21 protein-coding genes are annotated in these 21,724 nt (G+C 72.3%); 7 read left to right on the top strand and 14 right to left on the bottom strand.

Annotated features, from left to right (window positions below):
- Positions 1–56 precede the first annotated feature (56 nt).
- Complete coding sequence (locus LY13_RS01335) at positions 57–1,004, top strand: RecB family exonuclease (RefSeq protein ID WP_253826255.1); 948 nt, start codon at positions 57–59, stop codon at positions 1,002–1,004.
- Positions 1,005–1,117: 113 nt separating this feature from the next.
- Complete coding sequence (locus LY13_RS01340; RefSeq protein ID WP_253826256.1) at positions 1,118–2,047, top strand: ParA family protein; 930 nt, start codon at positions 1,118–1,120, stop codon at positions 2,045–2,047.
- A 134-nt stretch (positions 2,048–2,181) separates the two neighbouring features.
- Here the strand turns inward: LY13_RS01340 and hisG are convergent, their stop codons facing one another.
- From hisG to LY13_RS01355, 3 genes are all read right to left on the bottom strand, one after another.
- Positions 2,182–3,027, bottom strand: coding sequence for an ATP phosphoribosyltransferase (hisG, locus tag LY13_RS01345; protein WP_253826257.1), 846 nt, complete (start codon positions 3,025–3,027; stop codon positions 2,182–2,184).
- Positions 3,028–3,044: 17 nt separating this feature from the next.
- Positions 3,045–3,308: a phosphoribosyl-ATP diphosphatase gene (locus LY13_RS01350; protein ID WP_253826258.1), complete on the bottom strand. Its 264-nt coding sequence runs from the start codon at positions 3,306–3,308 to the stop codon at positions 3,045–3,047.
- A gap of 63 nt (positions 3,309–3,371) precedes the next feature.
- Positions 3,372–4,067 (bottom strand): HAD family hydrolase, encoded by a 696-nt coding sequence (locus LY13_RS01355; RefSeq protein ID WP_308216243.1) that lies wholly within the window; start codon positions 4,065–4,067, stop codon positions 3,372–3,374.
- A 172-nt stretch (positions 4,068–4,239) separates the two neighbouring features.
- Here LY13_RS01355 and LY13_RS01360 point away from each other — a divergent pair, with 172 nt between their 5' ends.
- Both LY13_RS01360 and LY13_RS01365 read left to right on the top strand, forming a co-directional pair.
- Positions 4,240–5,067 carry a PAC2 family protein gene (locus tag LY13_RS01360; protein ID WP_253826385.1) on the top strand — a complete coding sequence of 276 codons (828 nt, stop codon included), beginning with the start codon at positions 4,240–4,242 and terminating at the stop codon, positions 5,065–5,067.
- The gene (locus LY13_RS01365) at positions 5,064–6,212 is read left to right on the top strand and encodes an MFS transporter (RefSeq protein ID WP_253826259.1); all 1,149 of its coding nucleotides are present in this window, start codon (positions 5,064–5,066) and stop codon (positions 6,210–6,212) included. The genes LY13_RS01360 and LY13_RS01365 overlap by 4 nt, the downstream gene beginning before the upstream one ends.
- Positions 6,213–6,237: 25 nt before the next feature.
- Here LY13_RS01365 and LY13_RS01370 read toward each other — a convergent pair whose 3' ends face one another.
- The 3 genes from LY13_RS01370 to LY13_RS01380 are packed head-to-tail and all read right to left on the bottom strand — an operon-like array spanning position 6,238 to position 9,000.
- Positions 6,238–7,080: a metallophosphoesterase family protein gene (locus LY13_RS01370; protein WP_253826260.1), complete on the bottom strand. Its 843-nt coding sequence runs from the start codon at positions 7,078–7,080 to the stop codon at positions 6,238–6,240.
- Between the two features lie 36 nt (positions 7,081–7,116).
- Positions 7,117–8,379 carry a cysteine--1-D-myo-inosityl 2-amino-2-deoxy-alpha-D-glucopyranoside ligase gene (mshC, locus tag LY13_RS01375; protein ID WP_253826261.1) on the bottom strand — a complete coding sequence of 421 codons (1,263 nt, stop codon included), beginning with the start codon at positions 8,377–8,379 and terminating at the stop codon, positions 7,117–7,119.
- Positions 8,380–8,388: 9 nt separating this feature from the next.
- Positions 8,389–9,000 (bottom strand): TetR/AcrR family transcriptional regulator, encoded by a 612-nt coding sequence (locus LY13_RS01380; RefSeq protein ID WP_253826262.1) that lies wholly within the window; start codon positions 8,998–9,000, stop codon positions 8,389–8,391.
- Positions 9,001–9,173: 173 nt separating this feature from the next.
- On the opposite strand from LY13_RS01380, the gene LY13_RS01385 reads away from it, so the two are divergent.
- Positions 9,174–10,532 (top strand): cytochrome P450, encoded by a 1,359-nt coding sequence (locus tag LY13_RS01385; protein ID WP_253826263.1) that lies wholly within the window; start codon positions 9,174–9,176, stop codon positions 10,530–10,532.
- A 27-nt stretch (positions 10,533–10,559) separates the two neighbouring features.
- Here LY13_RS01385 and LY13_RS01390 read toward each other — a convergent pair whose 3' ends face one another.
- Both LY13_RS01390 and LY13_RS01395 read right to left on the bottom strand, forming a co-directional pair.
- On the bottom strand, positions 10,560–12,512 hold the full coding sequence (locus LY13_RS01390; protein ID WP_253826264.1) for a vWA domain-containing protein: 1,953 nt from the start codon (positions 12,510–12,512) through the stop codon (positions 10,560–10,562).
- Positions 12,509–13,936, bottom strand: coding sequence for an ATP-binding protein (locus LY13_RS01395; protein ID WP_253826265.1), 1,428 nt, complete (start codon positions 13,934–13,936; stop codon positions 12,509–12,511). The genes LY13_RS01390 and LY13_RS01395 overlap by 4 nt, the downstream gene beginning before the upstream one ends.
- Positions 13,937–14,027: 91 nt before the next feature.
- On the opposite strand from LY13_RS01395, the gene LY13_RS01400 reads away from it, so the two are divergent.
- Complete coding sequence (locus tag LY13_RS01400; RefSeq protein WP_253826266.1) at positions 14,028–14,843, top strand: Rv1486c family protein; 816 nt, start codon at positions 14,028–14,030, stop codon at positions 14,841–14,843.
- A 136-nt stretch (positions 14,844–14,979) separates the two neighbouring features.
- Here the strand turns inward: LY13_RS01400 and LY13_RS01405 are convergent, their stop codons facing one another.
- The 3 genes from LY13_RS01405 to fabG form a co-directional block, all read right to left on the bottom strand.
- Entirely contained in the window at positions 14,980–16,026 is a 1,047-nt protein-coding gene (locus tag LY13_RS01405) for a ferrochelatase (protein ID WP_253826386.1), read from the bottom strand.
- A 151-nt stretch (positions 16,027–16,177) separates the two neighbouring features.
- Entirely contained in the window at positions 16,178–16,945 is a 768-nt protein-coding gene (gene fabI, locus LY13_RS01410; protein ID WP_253826267.1) for an enoyl-ACP reductase FabI, read from the bottom strand.
- 241 nt (positions 16,946–17,186) lie between these two features.
- Positions 17,187–17,891: a 3-oxoacyl-ACP reductase FabG gene (fabG, locus tag LY13_RS01415; RefSeq protein WP_253826268.1), complete on the bottom strand. Its 705-nt coding sequence runs from the start codon at positions 17,889–17,891 to the stop codon at positions 17,187–17,189.
- 235 nt (positions 17,892–18,126) lie between these two features.
- Between fabG and LY13_RS01420 the strand changes: the two genes are divergently transcribed.
- Positions 18,127–18,603 carry a tRNA (cytidine(34)-2'-O)-methyltransferase gene (locus LY13_RS01420; RefSeq protein ID WP_253826269.1) on the top strand — a complete coding sequence of 159 codons (477 nt, stop codon included), beginning with the start codon at positions 18,127–18,129 and terminating at the stop codon, positions 18,601–18,603.
- A 10-nt stretch (positions 18,604–18,613) separates the two neighbouring features.
- On the opposite strand, the gene LY13_RS01425 is transcribed toward LY13_RS01420, so the two are convergent.
- The 3 genes from LY13_RS01425 to LY13_RS01435 form a co-directional block, all read right to left on the bottom strand.
- Positions 18,614–19,597 (bottom strand): VWA domain-containing protein, encoded by a 984-nt coding sequence (locus LY13_RS01425; protein ID WP_253826270.1) that lies wholly within the window; start codon positions 19,595–19,597, stop codon positions 18,614–18,616.
- Complete coding sequence (locus LY13_RS01430) at positions 19,594–20,475, bottom strand: DUF58 domain-containing protein (RefSeq protein WP_253826387.1); 882 nt, start codon at positions 20,473–20,475, stop codon at positions 19,594–19,596. Before LY13_RS01430 ends, LY13_RS01425 begins: the two co-directional genes overlap by 4 nt.
- Positions 20,476–20,592: 117 nt before the next feature.
- Positions 20,593–21,666, bottom strand: coding sequence for an AAA family ATPase (locus LY13_RS01435; RefSeq protein WP_253826271.1), 1,074 nt, complete (start codon positions 21,664–21,666; stop codon positions 20,593–20,595).
- Positions 21,667–21,724 lie beyond the last annotated feature (58 nt).

Here is a 21,724-nt window from a genome sequence, read left to right on the forward strand (position 1 = left end):
TGATCGGGTTCTGTCGGTGCCGCTCGTTAGGGTTCCGGGCATGAGCGAGGGCACGCATGACTGACACGCAGGCCGCCACCACCGCCACGGGTTCCACCACGTCCGAGGACCCGGCCGGCCCCGCCGACGGTGCCGGCAACGAGGCACTGCAGCCGCGCAGACGTCCCGCGCTGTCGCCGTCGCGGGCGGGTGACTTCAAGCAGTGCCCGCTGCTCTACCGGTTCCGTGCCATCGACAGGATTCCGGAACCGCCCACGAAGGCGCAGGTTCGGGGCACGCTGGTGCACTCGGTGCTCGAGCGACTGTTCGCCCTTCCCCGCGGCGACCGCAGTCCGGAGCGTGCGCACGAGCTGCTCGCACCGACGTGGGAGGAGCTGTACCGGGCGAGCCCGGAGTGGGCCGAGCTGTTCGCCGAGGACGAAACGGGGCCGGACGGCCACGCGGCCGGGTGGCTCGACGGGGCGGGCAAGCTGCTCGACGCCTACTTCGACCTCGAGGACCCGAATCGGCTCGATCCGGAGGCCTGCGAGCTGCACGTCGAGACCGAGCTCGGGTCCGGGCTGCGGCTGCGCGGCTACGTCGACCGCCTGGACGTCGCACCGACCGGCGAGATCCGCGTCGTCGACTACAAGACGGGTGCGGCGCCGCGCGCGATCGGCGAGGCCAAGGCGCTGTTCCAGATGAAGTTCTACGCCGTCGTGCTGTGGCGCACCCGCGGTGTGGTGCCCCGGCAGCTCAAACTGATGTACCTGCGCGACGGGCAGGACCTGGCCTACACCCCCGACGAGGACGAGCTGGCCCGGTTCGAACGCACCCTCGAGGCGATCTGGTCGGCCATCGTCACGGCGGGCAGGACCGGCGACTTCCGCCCGAGCCCGAGCAAGCTGTGCGACTGGTGCGCCCACCAGGCGCTGTGCCCGGCGTTCGGCGGTACGCCGCCGGAGTATCCGGGCTGGCCCGAACCCACCGGCGGTGAGGAGACGGTGCTCGACCGCGCGGATTGACCTCCTTGCGGGCCGTGGCAGGATCGACCGGCACGCCGGGCGCGATCAGCGCCGCACGCGAGTGCTGATCGACTACTCTGTTCCCGGCAATCGAGATCCAGGAGCGGCGCACAGTGCAGATCACCTCGGTGGTCAATCAGAAGGGCGGGGTCGGCAAGACCGCGCTGAGTGTCGGCGCCGCCGCCGCACTCGCGGAGCGGGGCCGCCGCGTTCTTCTCATCGACCTGGACCCGCAAGGGCACGCCACGACGGAGATGCTCGGCCTGCCGGAGGTTCCGGCTGACCGGCCCAGCCTCGCCAAGGCGCTCACGAAGACGTGGCGCGGCCCCGTCGAGGAACTCGTCGTGCCGCATCCGCGGAGCAACGTCGGCCGTGGCGGGGCGTTCGACGTCATCCCCACCTCCCCCGGCATGTTCGACCTGGTCCGCAGGCTCGACCAGTTCCGGGTGCCGGGCTGGCAGTTGGCGAGGGTCATCCAGTTCGCCAACTACGACCACGTGGTCATCGACTGTCCGCCCGCGCTCGACGTGCTGACCAACAACGCGCTCGTGGCCACCAGCGGTCTGCTCGTCCCGGTTCAGCCGGACCGCACGAGCATCCGTGCGCTGCGCCTCATGCAGGAGCAGATCCGGCATCTGGAGACGATGGTCGAACGGCCGCCGATCGACTACTACGGCCTCGTCCCGGGGCTGTACCGGCGTCCCATCTCCGGTTACGCCGTCACCGCGCTGCGCGAGCTGGAACAGTTCGGCATTCCGGTGCTACCGCACGTGCCGCTCGGCGTGGTGATGAACGAGGCCGCCGCCCGCGGCATGCCGGTCACGACGTTCGCCCCGGAGACCACGCATGCCGCGGCGTTCCGCGAGGTCGCCCGCGCGCTGGACAAATCACCGGGCACGGCCCCGCAGGCGCCCGCGGCACCGGAGCAGGACTTCGACTTCGAGGACTTCATCACCGACGTCGCGCACACCCGCAACGCCAACGACAACGGCGCCCGCAAGAAGCTCTACGACCTGTTGCCGAAACGCAGCAAGGACAACTAGGAGCACCGGGCGCGGCGCCTCCGCTGCGGCACCGTAGCGGAGGCGGCGTACCCCGGCGCCCACCGTGGCGATCCGTCGAGTGCGCTCGGGCCGTACGCGGAACTGCGCACGGCCCGAGCGGTCGCCTCGGCGTCCTACAGCCTGCAGGAGCGGATGTCCGAGGCCAGGATCGCCTTCGCCCCGACAGCGGCGAGCTCGTCCATCACCGCGTTGACCTGCTTGCGCGACACCATCGCCCGCACGGCGACCCAGTCCGGGTCGGCCAGGGGCGCGACCGTGGGCGACTCGAGTCCCGGCGTGATCGACGCGGCCTGCTCCAGCAGCGACCGGGGGCAGTCGTAGTCGAGCATCATGTAGTGCTGGGCGAACACCACACCCTGCAGCCGGGCCGTGAGCTGCTCGACCGCGGGGTTCTCACCGTTGCCGGTGCCGGTGATGACGACGGCCTCGGACACGCAGATCGGGTCACCGAAGGCCACGAGATCGTGTTGCCGCAGCGTCCGCCCGGAGCCCACCACGTCGGCGATCGCCTCGGCGACCCCGAGCTGGATCGAGATCTCCACCGCGCCGTCCAGCGGGATGACGTCGGCCTCGACGCCCTGCCGGGCCAGGTCGTCGCGCACCAGCCGGGGATAGGACGTGGCGAGCCGTTTGCCCTGCAGGTCCGCCACGGTCCAGTCCCGGTCGGCCGGCCCCGCGTAGCGGAAGGTCGAGCCGCCGAAGCCGAGGCCGAGCTTCTCCTGCACGTCCGCACCCGAGTCCAGGGCGAGGTCGCGGCCCGTGATGCCCAGGTCGAGTTCACCGGAGCCGACGTAGATCGGGATGTCCTTCGGCCGCAGGAAGAAGAACTCGACGTCGTTGACCGGGTCGAGCACCGTGAGGTCCCGCTGCTCATGTCGCTTGCGGTAGCCCGCTTCACCGAGCATCTCCGACGAGGGTCCGGCGAGCGCACCCTTGTTCGGCACCGCGACACGCAGCATCTGACGTCCTCTCTCGCTCACAGGTACCGGTAGACGTCGTCCATCGGGACGCCCCGGCCGATCAACAGCACCTGAACCCGGTACAGCAGCTGGGACACCTCTTCGGCCAGCCGCTCGTCCGATTCGTGCTCGGCGGCGATCCACACCTCGCCCGCCTCTTCCAGTACCTTCTTGCCCTGCGCATGCACGCCGGCGTCCAGCGCGGCGACGGTGCCCGACTCCGCGGGGCGGGTGCGGGCGCGCTCGGTCAGCTCGGCATACAGCTCGTCGAAGGTCTTCACGGGACGAATCCTGTCATCCGCGGCCGACGGACCGTCGAGCGGCCTGGCCGGTGATGTCGCAGGTCACCGGCTCCGGATCAGCCGAGCCAGCTCACCGGCGCCGACCCCCACGAGCGAGGGCCGGAACGTCCGCCCCGGACCTCGCTCGACCGCCACGTCGGCCTCGACGACCAGCACGGCGCAGCCTGCGGCCTCGGCGGACGCGGCCCCGACGTGTGAGTCCTCCACGGCCACGCAGGTGGCGGGGTCCACTCCGAGCAGCCGGGCGGCCCGCAGGTACGGCTCGGGATGAGGCTTGTTCTTGCCGTCGACCTCGTCCCCGCACACCGTGGCGGCGAAGAATTCTCGCCCGATCGTGTTGAGTGCGAGTTCGGTCAGGCCGCGCTCGGTGGAGGTCACCAACGCGCACGGCACGCCGGCCGCGCGCAGCTCTTCCAGGGCCTCGCGCGCGCCGGGCCGCCAGGGCAGCGCGCCGGAGAACAGCTCGGCCGTGCGCCCGCGCATCCAGTCCGCGACGTCGTCGGCGGCCTCGCCGGTCACCGCGCATCCCGCGATCTCCAGCAGCCGCCGGGACGTGGCCGCCATGTTCGACCCGACGAGCGCCGTCCGCTGGTCGGCGGTCAGCTCCCCGCCCAGCCGCTGGGCGGCCTCCGCGAGTACCACGTCCCAGAGCTTCTCGGAGTCGATCAGGGTGCCGTCCATGTCCCACAACACGGCGGCCGGACCGCCTTCACCGGGGTCGGAGGACGGATGGATCACGGACTTCTCCTCGGTTCGGCGAGCGCACCGCGGGCAGCGGCCGCCCGTCCAGCCTACGGTGGCGAACCGAGTCGCCGCCGGGACGTACGCTGGGCGGGTGAGCACGCCCTTCAACGACTTCACCGACGGCTCCCCCGACGGCGGCGAGGACCGGCAGCGCCGCGGCCCGGTCATGATCGCCTGTTTCGACGGGTGGAACGACGCGGGCGACGCGGCGAGCACCGCGCTCGAGCATCTCGCCCTGAACTGGGACGCGACACCGCTGGCCGAGCTCGAACCGGACGACTACTACGACTTCCAGGTCGCCCGGCCCACGGTGCGGATGGTCGACGGCGTGACCCGCCGGGTCGAGTGGCCGACGACACGGTTGTCGGTGTGCCGCCCCGCGGGCTCCGACCAGGACGTCGTGCTGGTGCAGGGGCCGGAGCCGAGCATGCGGTGGCGCGCGTTCTGCGCCGAGCTGCTCGAGCACGTCGAACAGCTCGGGGTGCAGACGGTGATCACCATAGGCGCGCTCGTCGGTGACACGGCGCACACCCGGCCGATCCCGGTGACCGGCACGGCCTACGACGCGGACGCCGCCAAGCGGTTCGGTCTCGAACGGGAGCGATACCAGGGCCCCACGGGCATCCTCGGCGTGTTCCAGGACCTGTGCGTCAAGGAAGGCGTGCCCGCGGTGTCCCTGTGGGCGGTCGTGCCGCACTACGTGTCGCACCCGCCGTCGCCGAAGGCCACGATCGCGCTGCTGAACAAGCTGGAGGACATCCTCGACGTCGGCATCCCGCTGGGTGCACTGCCGGAACAGGCAGAGGACTGGCAGAAGACCGTCAGCGAGATGGCCGACGAGGACGAGGAGATCTCCGAATACGTCCGCTCGCTCGAGGAACGGGGTGACGCGGAGATCGACCTCGAAGGCGCGAGCGGCGACATGATCGCCGCCGAGTTCGAGCGCTATCTGCGGCGGCGCAGGAACGACGGGCCCGGCCCCGCCGGCCGGTGACCGTCCCGCGCACGGGCGATTCCCCGGCGGCCCGGGTCGGGCTGCAGCTGGGCGCTCTGCTCGGCCCGTTCGGCGGCGGGATCGTCGCGGCCATCCTGCCGGAGATCGGGGCCGGCTTCGACGTCTCCGCCCAGGCGGCGGCGGCGTCGCTGACCGTGTACCTGGTGCCGTTCGCCGCGTTGATGCTCGTGTCCGGCACACTCGGCCAGCGCTGGGGCCCCGCCCGCACGATCCGGCTCGCCTACGTCGCGTACGCCGTGGTCACCCTCGTCGCCGCCGTGGCGCCGTGGTTCTGGCTCTTCCAGGTCGGGCGCGGCCTGATGGGATGTGCCAACGCCTTCACGACGCCGTTGCTGATGGCGCGGCTGGCGGCCATGACACCGCCGGACCGGCTCGGCAAGGCGCTCGGCGTGTTCGGCGCGATGCAGGCGGTGGGCCAGACCTCGGCCCCGCTGGTGGGTGGCCTCGCGGCCGCGGCGTCGTGGCGGTGGGCGTTCGTCGGCATCGCCCTGGTCGGCGCCGTACTGGCGGCCTGGCCACTGCCCGCCGACGACGCCGACGACCGCGCAGGCACCGCCCGGCTCCGCGATCCCTGGCGCGCGTCCGTCCTGTTGCCGGGGCTGGCGGCGCTCACCGCGTGGGGCTGTCTGGCGGGGCTGTCGTTCCTCGTGGCGTTCCGGTTGCAGGACGCGTTCGGCTTCGGCGCGGGAATGCGGGGCCTGCTGCTGACCGGATTCGGCGTCGCCGGGTTCCTGGCGGCCCGGTTCGCGGGCGCCGCCGCGGACCGCTTCGGCGGCCGCCTCACGGCACTGACGGGACTGCTGGCCGGTGCGGCACTGGTCGTCGTCATCGGGGCGACCGGGCTCGCGCCGCTCGCCGTGGCGGCGTGGGCCGCGGCCGGGGTGTGCAGTCAGCTGGTGCTCGTCGCCGTGAACACGACCGTGCTCTCGGGCGACGGGCCCGGCCGGAGCGGTGCGATCTCGGTGGTCCAGGCCATGCGGTTCCTGGGCATGGCCGCGGCACCGGCCGTGTTCACCGCGCCGTACCACGCCGACCCACTGCTGGGCTTCGCTCTTCCCGCGGCGGTGCTGCTCGCCACCGTGCCACTCACGGCGACGCTCGCCCGCGCCCGCGCCCGCGACTGACCCCCGCCGGAGTCCCGCCCGAGGGTCAGTCGGAGGTGAGGAGCTTGCGGAACGCCACCGGACCGCGGGCGCGTCGGCGCCATTCGCGCGGATAGCCGAGCGAGACCTCCTCGAAGCGCACGCCGTCCGCGTAGGTGGTGCGCGGGATGTGCAGGTGCCCGTAGACGGCAAGGCGCGCACGGAACCGGACGTGCCAGTCCTCCGTCCGGGTCGTGCCGCACCACATGGCGAACTCCGGGTAGTACAGCGGTGCGGTCGGATGCCGGTGCAGCGGCCAGTGCGACAGCAGCACCGTCTCGTGGTCGTCGGGGATCTCGGCGAGGCGCTTCTCGCTCAGCGTCAGCCGGTCCTCGCACCACTCGGCCCGGCCCGCGTACGGTTCGTGCCCGAGCAGGTACTCGTCGGTGCAGACCACGCCGGCATCCCTGGCCTGCCGCAGCGCCTCGTCCAGCGACGCGCCCTGCGCCGCGGGTGTGCGCCAGCTGTAGTCGTACAGCACGAACAGCGGCGCGATCGTGAGCGGGCGATCGGCGTACGGCCACACGGGGAACTCGTCCTCGGGCGTGAGCACGCCGATCTCCCGGCACCGGCGCACCAATTCGTCGTAGCGCGGACGGCCCGACGCCTGGTCGGGATCCTTCGCCGTGGTCCACAGTTCGTGGTTGCCGGGCACCCACACGACGGTGGCGAACCGCTCCCGCAGCCGGGCCAGCGTGTCGACGACGGTGCCGAGCCGTTCTCCGACGTCACCGGCGACCAACAGCCAGTCGTCGGGGGTGTCCGGCCGGATCACGTCGACGTGCGACTCGTTTCCGGTGTGGGTGACGTGCAGGTCGCTGGTGGCGTGGAGAGTAGGCACGCGGCCCACGGTATCTGTCCCCGCCGGGCCACGGGTCCCGTCTCGTCAGACCGTCTCCTCCAAGGAGATGCCGAGAAGCGCGTCGATCGCGGCGCCGATCGCCGCGGGCGCGTCCTCGTCACCGCCGGAACCGCTCGGCCCACCGCGGAGCGCCTCGTCGACCCACGCGTCCACGGCGGCGAGCGCGCGCGGCGTGTCGAGGTCGTTCGCCAGGTGCTGCCGCAGGCGGGCGATCGTGTCGGCCGCCTGCGGTCCCGCGGGCAGCCGGACGGCCTCGCGCCAGCGCGCGAGCCGCTGTTGCGCCGTGGCGAGCACCTCGTCGGTCCACGAGCGGTCGTCGCGGTAGTGGCCCGCGAACAGGCCCAGCCGGATGGCGTCCGGTTCGACGTCGGCGGCCCGGAGCCGGGACACGAACACCAGGTTGCCCTTGGACTTGGACATCTTGGCGCCGTCGAGCCCGATCATCCCGGCGTGCACGTAGTGCCGGGCGAACGGGTGGTCGCCCGCGAGCGCCTCGGCGTGCGCGGCGCTGTACTCGTGGTGCGGGAACGCGAGGTCCGAACCGCCGCCCTGCACGTCGAACCCGAGACCGAGCTGGTCGAGGGCGATGACGCTGCACTCGATGTGCCAGCCGGGCCTGCCCCTGCCGAGTTCGGACTCCCAGTACGGCTCGCCCGGCCGCTCGGTCCGCCACAGCAGTGCGTCGAGCGGATCGCGTTTGCCGGGTCGGTCGGGGTCGCCTCCCCGTTCCGCGAAGAACGTGGCCATCGTCTCCGCGTCGTAGCCGGACTCGTAGCCGAACCGGCCCGTGTAGGACCGGTCGAAGTAGATGTCCGGGTGCTCGGGGTCGTCGACCCGGTAGGCGGCGCCGGAGGCGAGGAGCTTGCCGATGACCTCGACGATGCGGGGGATCGACTCGACGGCACCGATGAAGTCACGGGGCGGCAGCACCCGGAGTGCCTCCATGTCTTCCCGGAACAGCGCGGTCTCACGCATGGCCAGCACGACCCAGTCGTCCTGGTCCCGCTCGGCACGTTCCAGCAACGGATCGTCGATGTCGGTGACGTTCTGCACATAGTGCACCTCGTGGCCCGCGTCGAGCCACAGCCGGTGCACGAGGTCGAACGCGAGGTACGTCGCGGCGTGCCCGAGGTGTGTGGCGTCGTACGGCGTGATGCCGCAGACGTACATCCGGGCGATCCGGCCGGGCGAGGTGGGACGGATCTCACCGGATGCCGTGTCGTACAGCCGCAGCGGGCGGGACTCTCCGGGGACACGGGGCACGGCGACCGAGGACCAAGTCTGCATATCTCAACCCTATGTGTGCCCCGGCGAATCGTTCCCGTCCGGTGGGAAGGACGCCGACCACAACGTCGTCAGACCGGCGAGCAGCTCGTCCGGGGTGGGAACGCCGTCCGGGTCGACCAGCCACTGGACGGCGAGGCCGTCACAGACGGCGACGACGAACGTGGCGACCGCGCGGCAACGGGGGTCGTCGCCGCGGGTGCCGTCACCCAGCGATTCGGCGACGAGATCCGCCACCCGCAGCCGGCAGGTCCGGTACAGCTCGGCCAGTTGCTGCCGCAGGTCGGGTGCGCGTTCCGCCTGCGCGAGCGCCTCGATGTAGGACACGAGCAGCCTGCGCTTGCCCGCCAGTCCCGCGAGCCATGCGGCCCAGGTCACGTGACCGCGTTCGATCGGAGAGGCCGTCGGGTCGGCCATCGCGAGTTCGGCGAGCTGGTCGGTCCACTCCTCGAACACCGTGCCGATCGCCGCGTTCAGCAGTCCGGACTTGGAGCCGAAGTGGTAACCGATGGAAGCCAGGTTGGTGCCGGAGGCCGCGACGAGGTCGCGCGCCGTGATGTGCGCGTAGCCCTTGTCCTCGAGCAGCGTTCGCGCCGCCGCGAGCAGATCGTCCCGGTGGCCCACGTCGCGCAGCCTACTGCCCGCGCGTCGCTGTGGATCCGCTGCCGCGCCGCGGGCCCGGTGGGCGGCACTGGACACCGAATCTATACGGGCGTATAAATCGGCGGCGAGGAGCAGGACCCGGACGGGCGTCCACCGCGCCGTCCGCCACCCCGTCCGCGCAAAGGAGCGCGCTCATGACGACGACCGAGTCCGCCGCATCCGACGCCCGGAGCACGGCCGTACGCACCGAGGACGTCACCGCCACCACCACACCGCCGGGGCCGCGCCTGCCGCAGGCCGTCCAGAGCGTGTTGTTCGGGTCGTACCGAGACCGGTGGATGCCCCGGCTGCGCCGCAGGCACGGCGACGTCTTCCGACTGCGCATCTTCCCCGAACGGGACGTCGTGCAGCTGGCGAACGTCGAGCACATCCGTGCCGTGTTCGGCGGCCCGGCCGAGGTGTTCCACGCCGGCGAGGGCAACGTGGTCCTCGAACCCGCCATGGGCAGGCATTCGGTGCTGCTCACCGACGAGGACGTCCATCTGCGCGCCCGCAAGCTCCTCATGCCCGCCTTCAACGGCTCCGCCCTGCGGGGCTACCGCGACCTGGTCACCGAACTCGCCGAGGCGGAGGTCGACGGCTGGCGGCCCGGCCCGTTGCGGTCGCACGGGCGGATGCAGGCCGTCACGCTGGAGATCATCCTGCGCGTGGTGTTCGGTGTGGCCGAAGGACCGCGGCTGGACCGCCTGCGCGAACTGCTCCGCCGCATCGTCGACATCGGACCGATCGACATCCTCGGCTGGCACCAGCCGACACTGCAGCGGTTCGGCGTGTGGAAGCGGGACGCCGAGGTGCGCAAGGCCGCCGACGAGCTCATCTACGCCGAGATCGCCGATCGCAGGCGGGCGGGCGACCTCGCCGACCGCCGCGACGTGCTGTCCCGGCTGCTGACCGTCGGAGAGGGTGCCGACGGCGACGGGCTCACCGACGCCGAACTGCGCGACCAGCTCATCACCCTGCTGCTCGCGGGCCACGAGACCACCGCGACGGCCCTCGCCTGGGCACTGCACGAACTCGCCCGCGACCCGCGGGCGCTGGCCGAGGCCGTTCGCGCCGCCGACGACGGAGACGAGAAGCACCTCGAGGCGGTCGTCAAGGAGGCGATGCGACTGCACCCGGTGATCTCGGAGGTCGCGCGCGTCGTCACCCGGGACGTCGAGATCGGCGGCTACCGCATTCCCGCGGGCCACACCGTCATGCCTTCGATCACGATGGTCCAGCACGACCCCGAGCACCACGACGACCCGCACGCGTTCCGCCCGGAGCGGTTCACCGGCTCCGGACCCGCCACCGGCACGTGGTTCCCGTTCGGGGGCGGTGTGCGGCGCTGCCTCGGCGCCGGCTTCTCGCTGCTCGAGTCCGCCGTCGTGCTGGGCGAGGTGCTACGGCGCTTCGACATCGCCCCGGACCGGCCGCGGGCCGAACACGCCAAGGCCCGCAACATCACGATGGTGCCCGCCCGCGGCGCCCGCCTCGTCGTCACCCCACGTTGACCCTCGCGTGTCCTGCGCTCGGACGGATCAGCCGCGCCGGCCGCGCAGGTAGTCACCCACCACGGCGGCACCCAGACCGTCGAGGTCCGGTGCCAGCACCCGGCCACCCGCCCGGCGGGCGAGCAGGTCCACGAACGCCTCGAGTCTCGGATCGTCACCCAGGCGGAAGACCGACAGCGCCGCCCCCGTCTTCGCGAGCCTGTCCACTTCGGACAACGTCTTGACGAGCGTCGTCGGGCTGGGCGGGTAGTCGAACAGTGCCTCACCGTCCGGTTCGAGGTGGGCGGTCGGCTCGCCGTCGGTGACCATCAGCACGACGGGTTGCGCGCTCGGATGACGCCGCAGGTGCCGCCCGGCGAGCAACAGCGCGTGGTGGGCGTTCGTACCCTGTTCCCACGTCCCGTCGAGGGCCACCAGCTCGGACAGCTCGACCTGCCGGGCGTAGCGACCGAACGTGATGATCTGCAGCGCGTCGGTGCGGAACCGTGTCGAGATCAGCTGGTGCAGGGCGAGGGCCGTACGTTTCATCGGCAGCCACCGGTCCTCGGCGACCATCGACCACGACGTGTCGACGCACAGCGCAACGGCGGCCCGCGACCGGTGTTCGGTCTCGGCGACCTCCACGTCGGACACGTCGAGGCGCACCGCGCCGCGCCCTGTCGACGCCGTGCGCAGCACCGCGTTCTGCACGGTTCTCGACACCGCCCACGGTTGCGTGTCCCCGAAGGCCCACGGCCGGGTCTGACCGGTCACGTCGCCGGCCGCGCCTGCCGCCGTGGTGTCGCGTTCGCCCCGTCCCGCCCGCAGCGCCCTGACCACATCGGACAGTGCCGTCTCGCCGAGCCTGCGCAGAGCCTTCGGCGACAGCCGCAACGAGCCGTCCGGGGTCCGCTCGAACACGCCCTGCCTGCTCAGCTCCCGTTCCAGTTCGGCGAGCCTGCGCGCGTCCACGCCCGCGTCGTCGCCGAGCTGACGTTCGAGCGACTCGAGGTCGATGTCCTCCATCCGGGCGCCGGGGTAGCTCTGTGCCAGCTGTTCGGCGAGCGCGTCCAGTTCGGACAGATCCGTCATCGCGCGGGCGCCCTCGGCGAGCCCCAGCGGATCCTCGCCACGGAAGCGGCCGGACGACGACCAGTCCTCCCCCGGCCTCGCGGCGCGCAACTGCTCGTCCAACCGTGACAGCTGCTCGGCGATGCGCGGGTCCCCGAAAGCCTGCTGCGAGAGCTGTGCCAGCTCCTGCCGCTGCTCGGGCGTCATCGAGTTGAGCGCCCGCTGCGCCGCCGCCGACCGCGCGGCCAACGCGTCGATCAGTTCGTCCACGTTCCGCGGGTTCTCCGGGAAGAGCTCACCGTGCCTGCGCATGAACTCGTCGAACCGCTCGTCGACGTCCGCGTCGCCACGGGCGTGCGCGGCGAGCAGGTCGTTGAGGTCGGCCAGCATGGCGCCGATCCGGTCGGCGTCCTCGGACGTGGCCTGTTGCAACGCCTCCTTCATGCCTTCGAACCGAGACCCGAGCAGCTCCTGCCCCAACAGCTCGCGGATCCGCTCGTAGTTGTCCCGGCCGGTCTCCGACCGCCACTCGTGGTCGGCCAGCTCCGAGACCGCGCCCGCCGTTCCCGGCGGCAACGCGTCGAGCCGCATCTCCTCGAAGCGGGCGTCGTCCGACGGATCGGTCGCCAGGCTCTGCCGCTCCGCCGCGAGCGCCTCGTCGAGCAGCCGCTGCACCTCCTGCAACGTGCCGTCCAGTCGGTGGCGGCGCTGAATCTCCGACCGGCGCTGCCACACCCGGCGGGTCAGCTCGTCCAGTCCGGGCGTGGCGGGAGTGCCCCGGCGCAGTAACTCGTCCATCGCCGACCGGGGCGAGGCGCCCTCCATCACGTCCCTGCCGATCTCGTCGACCGCCTCCCGCAGGTCGACCGGCGGCGCGAGCGGGTCCGGGCCGTCGTGATACGGCCCGTACCGGTACCCGTCGCCACTCATGGTCCGTAGACCGTCCTCGCCGCGCCGCCGTCGCCGGGCCCGCGGACGTCCTTGGCGACCTTCCTGCCGAGATACAGCGATTCGAGCGCCAGCTCGACCGCCGCGGCGATCCGGGCAGGCGGATCCCCCGGGCCCACGCCGCACCGCTCGGCCGCCTGGTGCAGCACCGGCAACTCCGGCAGGGCGGCGAGCAACTCCCCACCACGAACCCGCTCGCCCGTCTCGACCGGACTCCCCTCGGTCACCGCGTCCGCCAACGGCGTCAGATCGAGGCCCGCGAACCGGCCGCGCGCCGTCTCGGCCACCGCCACGCGCAGCAGGTGCACCAGTTGTTCGAGTTCACGCCCCTCTTCACCGGGTTCGAACTCCAGCTTGCCGCGCAGCACCTCCGGAACCGACTCGAGGTCCACGGGGCGCGCCACCGCGGGCTCCTCCCCCGTCAGCGCGCCACGTCGCAGCGCCGCCGCCGCGACCGTCTCCGCGGCCGCCACCGCGAACCGCGCCGACACCCCGGATCGTTGGTCGATGACGGTCGCCTCGCGCAGCGCGCGCACGAACCGTGCCAGCACCTCCACGAGCGGATCGCCGACCTCGGCGACCAGTTCCGACTCCTGCCGCACGAGGTCGATCTCGGCGTCGAGCTCGTGCGGGTAGTGCGTGCGCACCTCGGCGCCGAACCGGTCCTTGAGCGGGGTGATGATCCGCCCGCGGTTCGTGTAGTCCTCGGGGTTCGCCGTCGCGACGAGCAGCACGTCGAGCGGCAGGCGCAGCGTGTAGCCGCGGACCTGGATGTCGCGCTCCTCCATCACGTTCAGCAGCGCCACCTGGATCCGCTCGGCCAGGTCGGGCAGTTCGTTGAGGGCCACGATCCCGCGGTGCGCACGCGGCACCAGTCCGAAGTGGATGGTCTCCGGGTCGCCGAGCGTCCGCCCCTCGGCGACCTTGACGGGGTCCACGTCGCCGATCAGGTCGCCCACGGACGTGTCGGGCGTGGCGAGCTTCTCCGCGTACCGCTCGCTGCGGTGCAGCCACCGGACCGGCAGCTCGTCGCCGAGTTCGGCCGCGCGGCGCACCGCCGCGGGCGTGATCGGGTCCAGCGGGTGCTCGGCGAGTTCGGAGCCCTCGATGGCCGGGGCCCACTCGTCGAGCAGCCCCGCGAGCGTGCGCAGCAGGCGTGTCTTGCCCTGACCGCGTTCGCCGAGCAGCGCGACGTCGTGTCGAGCCAGTAGCGCGCGTTCCAGCTGCGGCACGACCGTGTCGCCGAATCCGACGATGCCCGGCCAGGGGTCGCGGCCCTCGCGCAGCGCCGCGAGCAGGTTGTCGGCGATCTCGTCCTTCACACCACGGGGCGTATGACCGGCGGCGCGCAGTTGTCCCGCCGTGCGGGGCAGATCCGCGGGCACGGTCTCCTCTGGGGCCTTCACCCCGACCAGCCTATCCCCGCTGCGACGGTCGCGTCACGATCGGCGATCGCCCGGGATCGCCCGGCGGCTCCGGCCGGTACGCTCGGGCCCTGTGTGTTGTCCCAGTGCGACTCTGGCCGTGTGGTCCTCGGCATGGCTCCACGGCGCGGCCGCGTCCGACAACGTGCTCGACTCCCTGCTGCCGTGGGGCGAAGCGCACGAGGTCGTCGCCGCCGACGATGCCACCGCTTCCGCCCTCGATCTGCCCGTGACGGGCGGCTTCCCCGCCCAACCCGCCCAGCTGCTCGGCACGCTCCGCCGACTCGGCACCCCCGACACGCGGCTGGTCCTGCCCGTGCCGGGCGACGTCCGCGGACTCGGTGGCGGCGGGGAGTTCCCGAAGGCGGCACTGGCCGCGGGTGAGGCCGTGGTTCTGCCCGGCGCCGGCTACGGCATCGTGCCGCACCACATCGCCGAGGGCCTCGTCCGGTGGACCGTCCACCCGCTCGCGACCCCCGGCCCGGTCACGCCGCAGGACGTCGGGCTCGAGCACCTCGGCCTCGCCGAGGCCGAACACGGCCTGACCGACGCGATCCGTGACAGCGCGGGCGCACTCCAGGCACTCGACGTGGCCAGCGAACGGCCGAGCGTGCGCTCCGAGCTGTCGGCACGGCTCCGCGCGCGCCCCTCCCCCGACTGGCCCGACGGCATGCCCGGCCGCGCACTCCGTGTGCTCCAGCGCGCGGAGGAGATCGGCGCGATCCTCGAGGTCGCCTCCACCGAGGAGCCCGGCGGCGCACTGTCGGCGTCGGCCGCCGAGCGGCGCGCCGATGCACTCCGGCCCCTGTCGGAAGCGGTGCGCACCGCCAGGTGCGCGGCGGTCAACGAAGCCGTGCGCGTGTTCGCCGATCAGGCCAACCGGCCGTGACACGCCACGGCCGAGCCGTATAGGACGTTATACACAACGAGGGTCTGCGGCCGAGGGTCTGCGGTGACGTGCCGCAGCGGCCCGCCGCTCCGGCACGTCACCACTCCGGCGTCTCACCGGGTCGGCACGTCCGCGGCTACTCCGCTGCGGGCCGCTTCACCGATGCGCAGCATCCCTCGGCGCACGGCGCGCCGTTCCGGGTACAGCCCGCCACGGGAAAGACCTCGGACAGCTTGCGCACTCCCCCGCCCGCGAGGTGCTCCTGCGCGAGTTCGACGACGAGTTCGGCGAACCGCGGATCCCCGTTCGGGGTGGCCGCACGGGCGAAGCCCATCCCCAGTTCGGCCGCCCGGTCGGCCGCCTCGTTGTCGAGATCCCACACCACTTCCAGGTGGTCCGAGACGAAACCGATCGGGCTCACCACCACGGCACCGACACCCTGCTCGTGCAGCGCGTCGATGTGGTCGACGATGTCCGGCTCCAGCCACGGGATGTGCGGCGGACCGGACCGCGACTGCCACACGACGTCGTACTCGGAGACGCCCGCCTGCGCGGCAACGAGCCGCGCGGCCTCGAAGACCTGCTTCGAGTACCACTCCCCGCCCGTCTCCGGCGGCCCCGCCGCCGCGTCGGCGGCCGTGGGAATCGAGTGGGCGGTGAACACCGTGCGCGCCTGCCGCCCGCCGAGTTCGGCGTGGGCGGCCCTGACGGCGTCGGCGTTCGCGGCGACGAACAGGGGATGATCGAAGAACTGGCGGAGCTTGACCAGCTCCGGCGCTCCCTCGCCCACGGCCGCACGGGCACGCGCGATGTCCTCGTCGTACTGCCGGCACGCCGAGTAGCCGCCGTAGGCGCTCGTCGGGAAGACCAGCGCCCGCCGCACCCCGTCTGCCTGCATCCGCGCGAGCGTGTCCTCGACCATCGGATGCCAGTTGCGGTTGCCGAAGTACACCGGGAGATCGATACCGCGGGAGGCGAGCTCCTTCTCCACCGCGGCCATCGCCTCACGGTTGAGGCGGTTGATGGGCGAGACTCCGCCGAAGTGGCGGTAGTGCTCGGCCACCTCCTCGAGTCGCTCCCGCGGCACTCCCCTGCCCCGCGTCACGTTCTCCAGGAACGGCATCACGTCGTCCGGACCCTCCGGCCCGCCGAACGACAACCACAGCAGCGCGTCGTAACTCACGGTGTCCATCTTTCCGCTGTGGCCCACGGCACGCAGCACCGGGTCGACCCCACACGAGCCGGCCGACCCGATGCGGGCGTCCGCCCCGGACCGGCAGCGCCGGGGACGGCCGAACAGGTCACCCGCGACCGACCCCGCCGGACGCGGGGAATTACTGGCCGGTGGCGTGGACGCCGCCGTCAACCATGATCATCGAGCCGGTCGTGGCAGGCATCCAGTCCGACATCGCGGCGCAGATGGTCTTCGCCACCGGTGTCGGGTCCGTCGTGTCCCAGCCCAGCGGGGCACGGTCGCCCCAGCCGTCCTCGAGCTCACCGAAGCCGGGGATCGACTTGGCCGCCATGGTCTTCACCGGGCCCGCCGACACGAGATTGACCCGCACCCCGTGCGGCCCGAGGTCGCGGGCGAGGTACCGGTTGACCGACTCCAGCGCCGCCTTCGCGACACCCATCCAGTTGTAGGCGGGCCACGCGACGCGGGCGTCGAAGTCCATGCCCACCAGCGCCGAACCGGGGCTCAGCAGCGGCAGCACGGCCTTGGCGAGCGCCTTGTACGAGTAGGCGGACACCTCGACGGCCTTGCCGACGTCCTCCGACGGCGCGTCCATGAACGGGGCGCCCAGGCAGGTCTCCGGTGCGAACGCGATGGAGTGCAGCACGCCGTCCAGCCCGTCGACGTGCTCGGCCACCCGGTCCGCGAGCGTGTCGAGGTGCTCCGGGTTCTGCACGTCCAGCTCGATCACGGGCGCGGGCTCGGGCAGCCGCTTGGCGATGCGCTCGATGAGCGACATCCTGCCGAAGCCGGTCAGCACCACCTGCGCACCCTGTTCCTGCGCCGTCCTCGCGGCGTGGAACGCGATCGACGCGTCCGTGATGACGCCGGTGATCAACAGGCGCTTACCTTCGAGCAGTCCGGACACGGAATTCTTCCCTTCGTGTGTACCGATGGTCGCGGCGGTGATGCCGGGTGAACGGGATGTGGACAGGGCGCCGGGCGACCGTGCCGCGGCGCGGCCCACGACACCGGCCGCAGGGCGCGGCGCGCAGGGCGGCGTCCGGAGACGGCGGGTGTCGCGTGCCGGGACAGTGTCCCCCGACGGTCGCGCGTGTCGCCCGGTGGGCCCGCGCGGCCCGCGGAGGCGCGATGCGGCTCGCGGCGGCTCAGTGCCCCATACCGAGGCCGCCGTCCACCGGCAGCACCGCCCCGTTGACGTAGCCCGCCTCGTCGGAGGCCAGGAACCGCACCATGTTGGCGATGTCCTCGGGCGCGCCGTACCGCCCCGCCGGGATCTGCGCCAGCGCGGCCTCCCGCTGCTGCTCGGTCAGCTCGTCGGTCATGTCGGTCTCGACGAAACCGGGCGCGACGACGTTGGCCGTGATGTTGCGGGAACCGAGCTCGCGGGTGATGGAGCGGGCCACACCGACCAGACCGGCCTTGCTCGCCGCGTAGTTCACCTGACCCGCGCCGCCGGAGAGCCCGACGACCGACGAGATGAACACGAGCCTGCCCCACTTCGCCCGCAGCATGCCACGGCTGGCGCGCTTGGCGACCCGGTAGGCACCGGTGAGGTTCGCGTCGACCACGCGGGTGAACGACTCCTCGTTCATCCGCATCAGCAGCGTGTCGTCGGTGATGCCGGCGTTGGACACCAGCACCTCCACGGCTCCCTGGTGCTCCTCGACCTCCTTGAACGCGGCGTCGATCTGCTCGGAGTCGGTGACGTCGGCCTGCACGCCGAACAGCCCCTCCGGCGCGCCCGATCCGCGGTGGGTCACCGCCACCCGATGCCCGGCCTCGGCCAGACCGCGCGCGATCGCCAGTCCGATGCCGCGGTTGCCTCCGGTGACCAGAACCGACCGTCCCACGAGAAACCTCTCCTCACGCCGCATGGCAATTGTCCGCCGTGAGGCTATCCGGCACGGGCCGCTCCGCTGCCCGGTACCCGGAGGTAACCCGGCCGTGCCCGGCATGGTCTTCACCACACGGCCCGCCGGCCCGCGGGTGCGACGGGCCGCCCGCGGCCGGCGCGGCGCGGTCGGCAGAATCGGTGCGTGGCCGTCGCCCGGCCGCCCGCCGTACGAACGAGGAGAAACCACCGACGTGTTCCGGGTCGTCTTCTACCACCCCGAGATCCCGCCCAACACCGGCAACGCGATCCGGCTGTCGGCCAACACCGGCTGCGAACTGCACCTCGTCGAGCCGCTCGGGTTCGGCTTCGAGGACAAGCAGCTGCGCCGCGCCGGGCTCGACTACCACGACCTGGCCGACGTCCATGTGCATCCGTCGCTGGAGGCGGCGTGGGAGACGCTGCTTCCCGCCAACGTCCACGCGTTCACCGCCAGGGGCGACCGGCTGTACACGGACGTCTCGTACGCGCCCGACGACGTGCTGCTGTTCGGCCCCGAGTCGACCGGTCTGCCCGACGAGGTCCTCACCGACCCGGCCGTCACCGAACGGGTCCAGCTGCCGATGCTGCCGACGTCGCGGTCGCTCAACCTCACCAACACCGCCTCGATCGCCGTGTACGAGGCCTGGCGGCAGCACGGCTTCCCGGGAGCGCGGCCCACCGGGGCGTGACGGGCGGCGCTCAGTCGGGCAGGCGCCGTCCGATGAGCAGCGAACTGGCCGCCGCACCGAACAGCACCAGCGTGCCCAGCACCACCCAGGGCCTGCTGGCGTCGGTGTCCTTGGTCTCGTATCCGATCTGCTCGCCGAGGCTCTCGTAGACCTGGTCGAGCTCCTCGGCGGTGGCCGCCTTGTAGAAGTCGCCGCCGGACAGCCGGGCGATCTCGCGCATCGACGCGTCGTCGACCTGGACCGGCACGTCCTTGCCCTCGATCTCGACGCTGCCGTGCGAGGTGCCGAACGAGATCGTGCTGACGGGGATGTCCTTCTCCTTGGCCTTCGTCGCCGCGGTGAACGCGCCGCGCGGGGCGTACTCGTCCTGCGGGACGGTCTGTTTGCCGTCGGTCATGAGGACGATGCGAGCGGGCGGCGGCCCCTGCGCACCGCCCACGACCGCCGAGAAGCTCTCCACCGACTGCAGCGCAGCGAAGATGCCCTCACCGGTCGCCGTGGACTGGGCCAGCTTCAGATTCCGGATCGCGCTGGTGACACCGTCACGTTCGGTGGTGGGCGCCACCAGGACGGTCGCCGTGCCCGCGAACGAGATCAGCCCCAGGTTCACGCCCGGGGTGAGTCCCTCGGCGAACTGCGACGCGGCGTCCTGCGCCGCTTTCAATCGGGTCGGCTCGACGTCGGTCGCCTCCATCGACAGCGACACGTCCATCACGAGCATGACCGTGGCCCGGTTCCGCGGAACCTTCTGCTCCGCCGTCGGACCCGCCAACGCGAACGTCAACAGCAACAGCGACACCATCAGCAGCGCCGACGGCACGTGCCGCGTCCACCGCCTGCCCGTCGGTGCGACCCGTTCCAGCAACGCGAGGTTCGAGAACCGCATCGTCCGCTTGCGCCGCGACCGGACCGCCAGCACGTAGCCGACCGCGACCGCGGCGACGACGACCAGCAGCAGGAACCACCAGGGCGACGCGAAGCCGGTCAGGTTCATGAGGCCGCCCCCGACCAACCGCGCTTGCGGGCGACCACGAACCGGACCGTATCGGCGATCCAGTCGGAGTCGGTGCGCAGCACGAGGTGCCCGGCGCCGGCCTGCCGCAGCGCGCGGGCCACCTCACCGCGGTGCTGCTGGGCCGCGGCGGCGAACTCCTTCCGCAGCTGCGCCGACGCGTGCACCTCGCGCTGCCTGCCGGTCTCCGGGTCGGCGAGCACGATGTCCCCGACCTCCGGCAGGTCGACGTCCCGCGGGTCGAGCACTTCGACACCGATCAGGTCGTGCCGCGCGGACAGCCCACGCAACGGCTGCTGCCACGCGGTGTCGCCGAGGAAATCGGACACGACGACGGCGAGCCCGCGCCGTCGCGGCGGGCGGCGCAGCTGGTCGACGAGTTCGGCCAGGTTCCCGCGCGTGCCCTCCTCGGCCCGGGGCATCTCCGCGATCGTGCGCACCAGGTTGCGTGCGTGTGCGCGTCCCCCGCGCGCGGGCACGCGCACGGTCTCGGCGCCGTTCGAGACGAGTGCGCCCACGCGGTTGCCGCCACCGAGGGTCAGGTGGGTGACCGCGGCGGCGGCGCACACGACGAGGTCGCGCTTCTCGCACGCGGCGGTACCGAAGTCGAGGCTCGCCGACACGTCCGCGACGATCCACGTCTCCAGTTCCCGGTCGGCGACCGTCTCGCGGATGTGCGGCGTGGTGGTTCGGGCGGTCACGGCCCAGTCCATGCGGCGCACGTCGTCACCGGGCTGGTACGGACGCGCCTCCCCCGGTTCGGAGCCCGGCCCGGGGACCAGGCCGAGGTGGTTGCCCTGCAGGAGGCCGTCGAGTCGACCGCGGACCTCGAGTTCCAGGGTGCGCAGGCCGGCCGCCATCCGGTCGCCCCGCAGCACGGGCGGAGCCCACGACGGCCTCCCCTCGCGGCTGCCTGCGGCGGCAGGCCCCACACCGAGCGGGCCTCCGGGGTCGTTCGTGCGCGCCATGTCGACGGACTACCTGCCCGGCGCGCCGGCGGCAACGGACGGCTGACCACCCTGCGGGCCCTGCGGCCGCGCGGTGACCTGCGGCAGCGGCACGGTCTGCAGGATGCGGCTCACGATGTGGTCGAGCGGCACGCCGTCGGCGAGCGCGTCGTAGGACAGCACCAGCCGGTGGCGCAGCACGTCGCCTGCGACGTCGACGATGTCCTGCGGCAGCACGTAGTCACGGCCGCGGACCAGCGCGAGAGCGCGGGCGGCGGAGATGATGCCGAGGCTGGCACGCGGCGAGGCGCCGTAGGACACCCAGCCCGCGACGTCGGACAGTCCGTGCTCGCTGGGAGTCCGCGTCGCCAGCACCAGGCGGACCACGTAGTCGACGAGCGCGTGGTGGACGAACACCTGCGAGGCCACGCCCTGCAGCCGGACGAGCTCGTCCGGGGTGAGGACCGTCTGCGGTTCGGGCGCGGCGACGCCCATCCGGTAGACGATCTCGCGCTCCTCCTCGGCCGTCGGGTACTCGACGATGATCTTGAAGAGGAACCGGTCGCGCTGCGCCTCCGGGAGCGGGTACACGCCCTCGTTCTCGATCGGGTTCTGCGTCGCCAGCACGAGGAACGGGTCCGGCATCGGGAAGGTCTCGCCGCCGAGGGAGACGTGCCGTTCGGCCATCACCTCGAGCATGGCCGACTGGACCTTCGCCGGGGCGCGGTTGATCTCGTCGGCGAGGACGAAGTTGGCGACCACCGGGCCCAGCTCGACGTCGAACTTCTCGCTGCCCTGGCGGTAGATGCGGGTGCCGAGGATGTCGGCGGGCACGAGGTCGGGGGTGAACTGCACGCGCGAGAACGAGCCGCCGACGACCTTCGCGAACGTCTCGACGGCCAGGGTCTTCGCGACGCCGGGCACGCCCTCGAGCAGCAGGTGGCCCTTGGCGAGCAGCCCCACGAGCATGCGCTCGACCAACCGGTCCTGGCCGACGATGACGCGTTTCACCTCGAACACGGTGCGTTCGAGCAGCTGGGCGTCGCGTGCCGGTGCGCCGGGTTCCGCCCCGTTCGCGTTGTCGGGGGTGCCGGGCTCGGTCACACCTAACCTCCTTGCGGTGATCTTCCCTCTCGCCGGGACCGTACCGCTCGCGGGCGCG

Source organism: Prauserella aidingensis (genome assembly GCF_024171865.1).
GTDB lineage: Bacteria > Actinomycetota > Actinomycetes > Mycobacteriales > Pseudonocardiaceae > Prauserella > Prauserella aidingensis.

What these genes read in the sequence shown, in the direction of transcription:
- LY13_RS01360 (WP_253826385.1), top strand. Translation starts at nt 4,240, where the DNA reads ATGATCGCCTGTTTCGACGGGTGGAACGACGCGGGCGACGCGGCGAGC.
- mshC (WP_253826261.1), bottom strand. Translation starts at nt 8,379, where the DNA reads ATGCAGACTTGGTCCTCGGTCGCCGTGCCCCGTGTCCCCGGAGAGTCC.
- LY13_RS01430 (WP_253826387.1), bottom strand. Translation starts at nt 20,475, where the DNA reads ATGGCGGCCGGCCTGCGCACCCTGGAACTCGAGGTCCGCGGTCGACTC.
- LY13_RS01385 (WP_253826263.1), top strand. Translation starts at nt 9,174, where the DNA reads ATGACGACGACCGAGTCCGCCGCATCCGACGCCCGGAGCACGGCCGTA.
- LY13_RS01425 (WP_253826270.1), bottom strand. Translation starts at nt 19,597, where the DNA reads ATGAACCTGACCGGCTTCGCGTCGCCCTGGTGGTTCCTGCTGCTGGTC.
- LY13_RS01390 (WP_253826264.1), bottom strand. Translation starts at nt 12,512, where the DNA reads ATGAGTGGCGACGGGTACCGGTACGGGCCGTATCACGACGGCCCGGAC.
- LY13_RS01335 (WP_253826255.1), top strand. Translation starts at nt 57, where the DNA reads ATGACTGACACGCAGGCCGCCACCACCGCCACGGGTTCCACCACGTCC.
- hisG (WP_253826257.1), bottom strand. Translation starts at nt 3,027, where the DNA reads ATGCTGCGTGTCGCGGTGCCGAACAAGGGTGCGCTCGCCGGACCCTCG.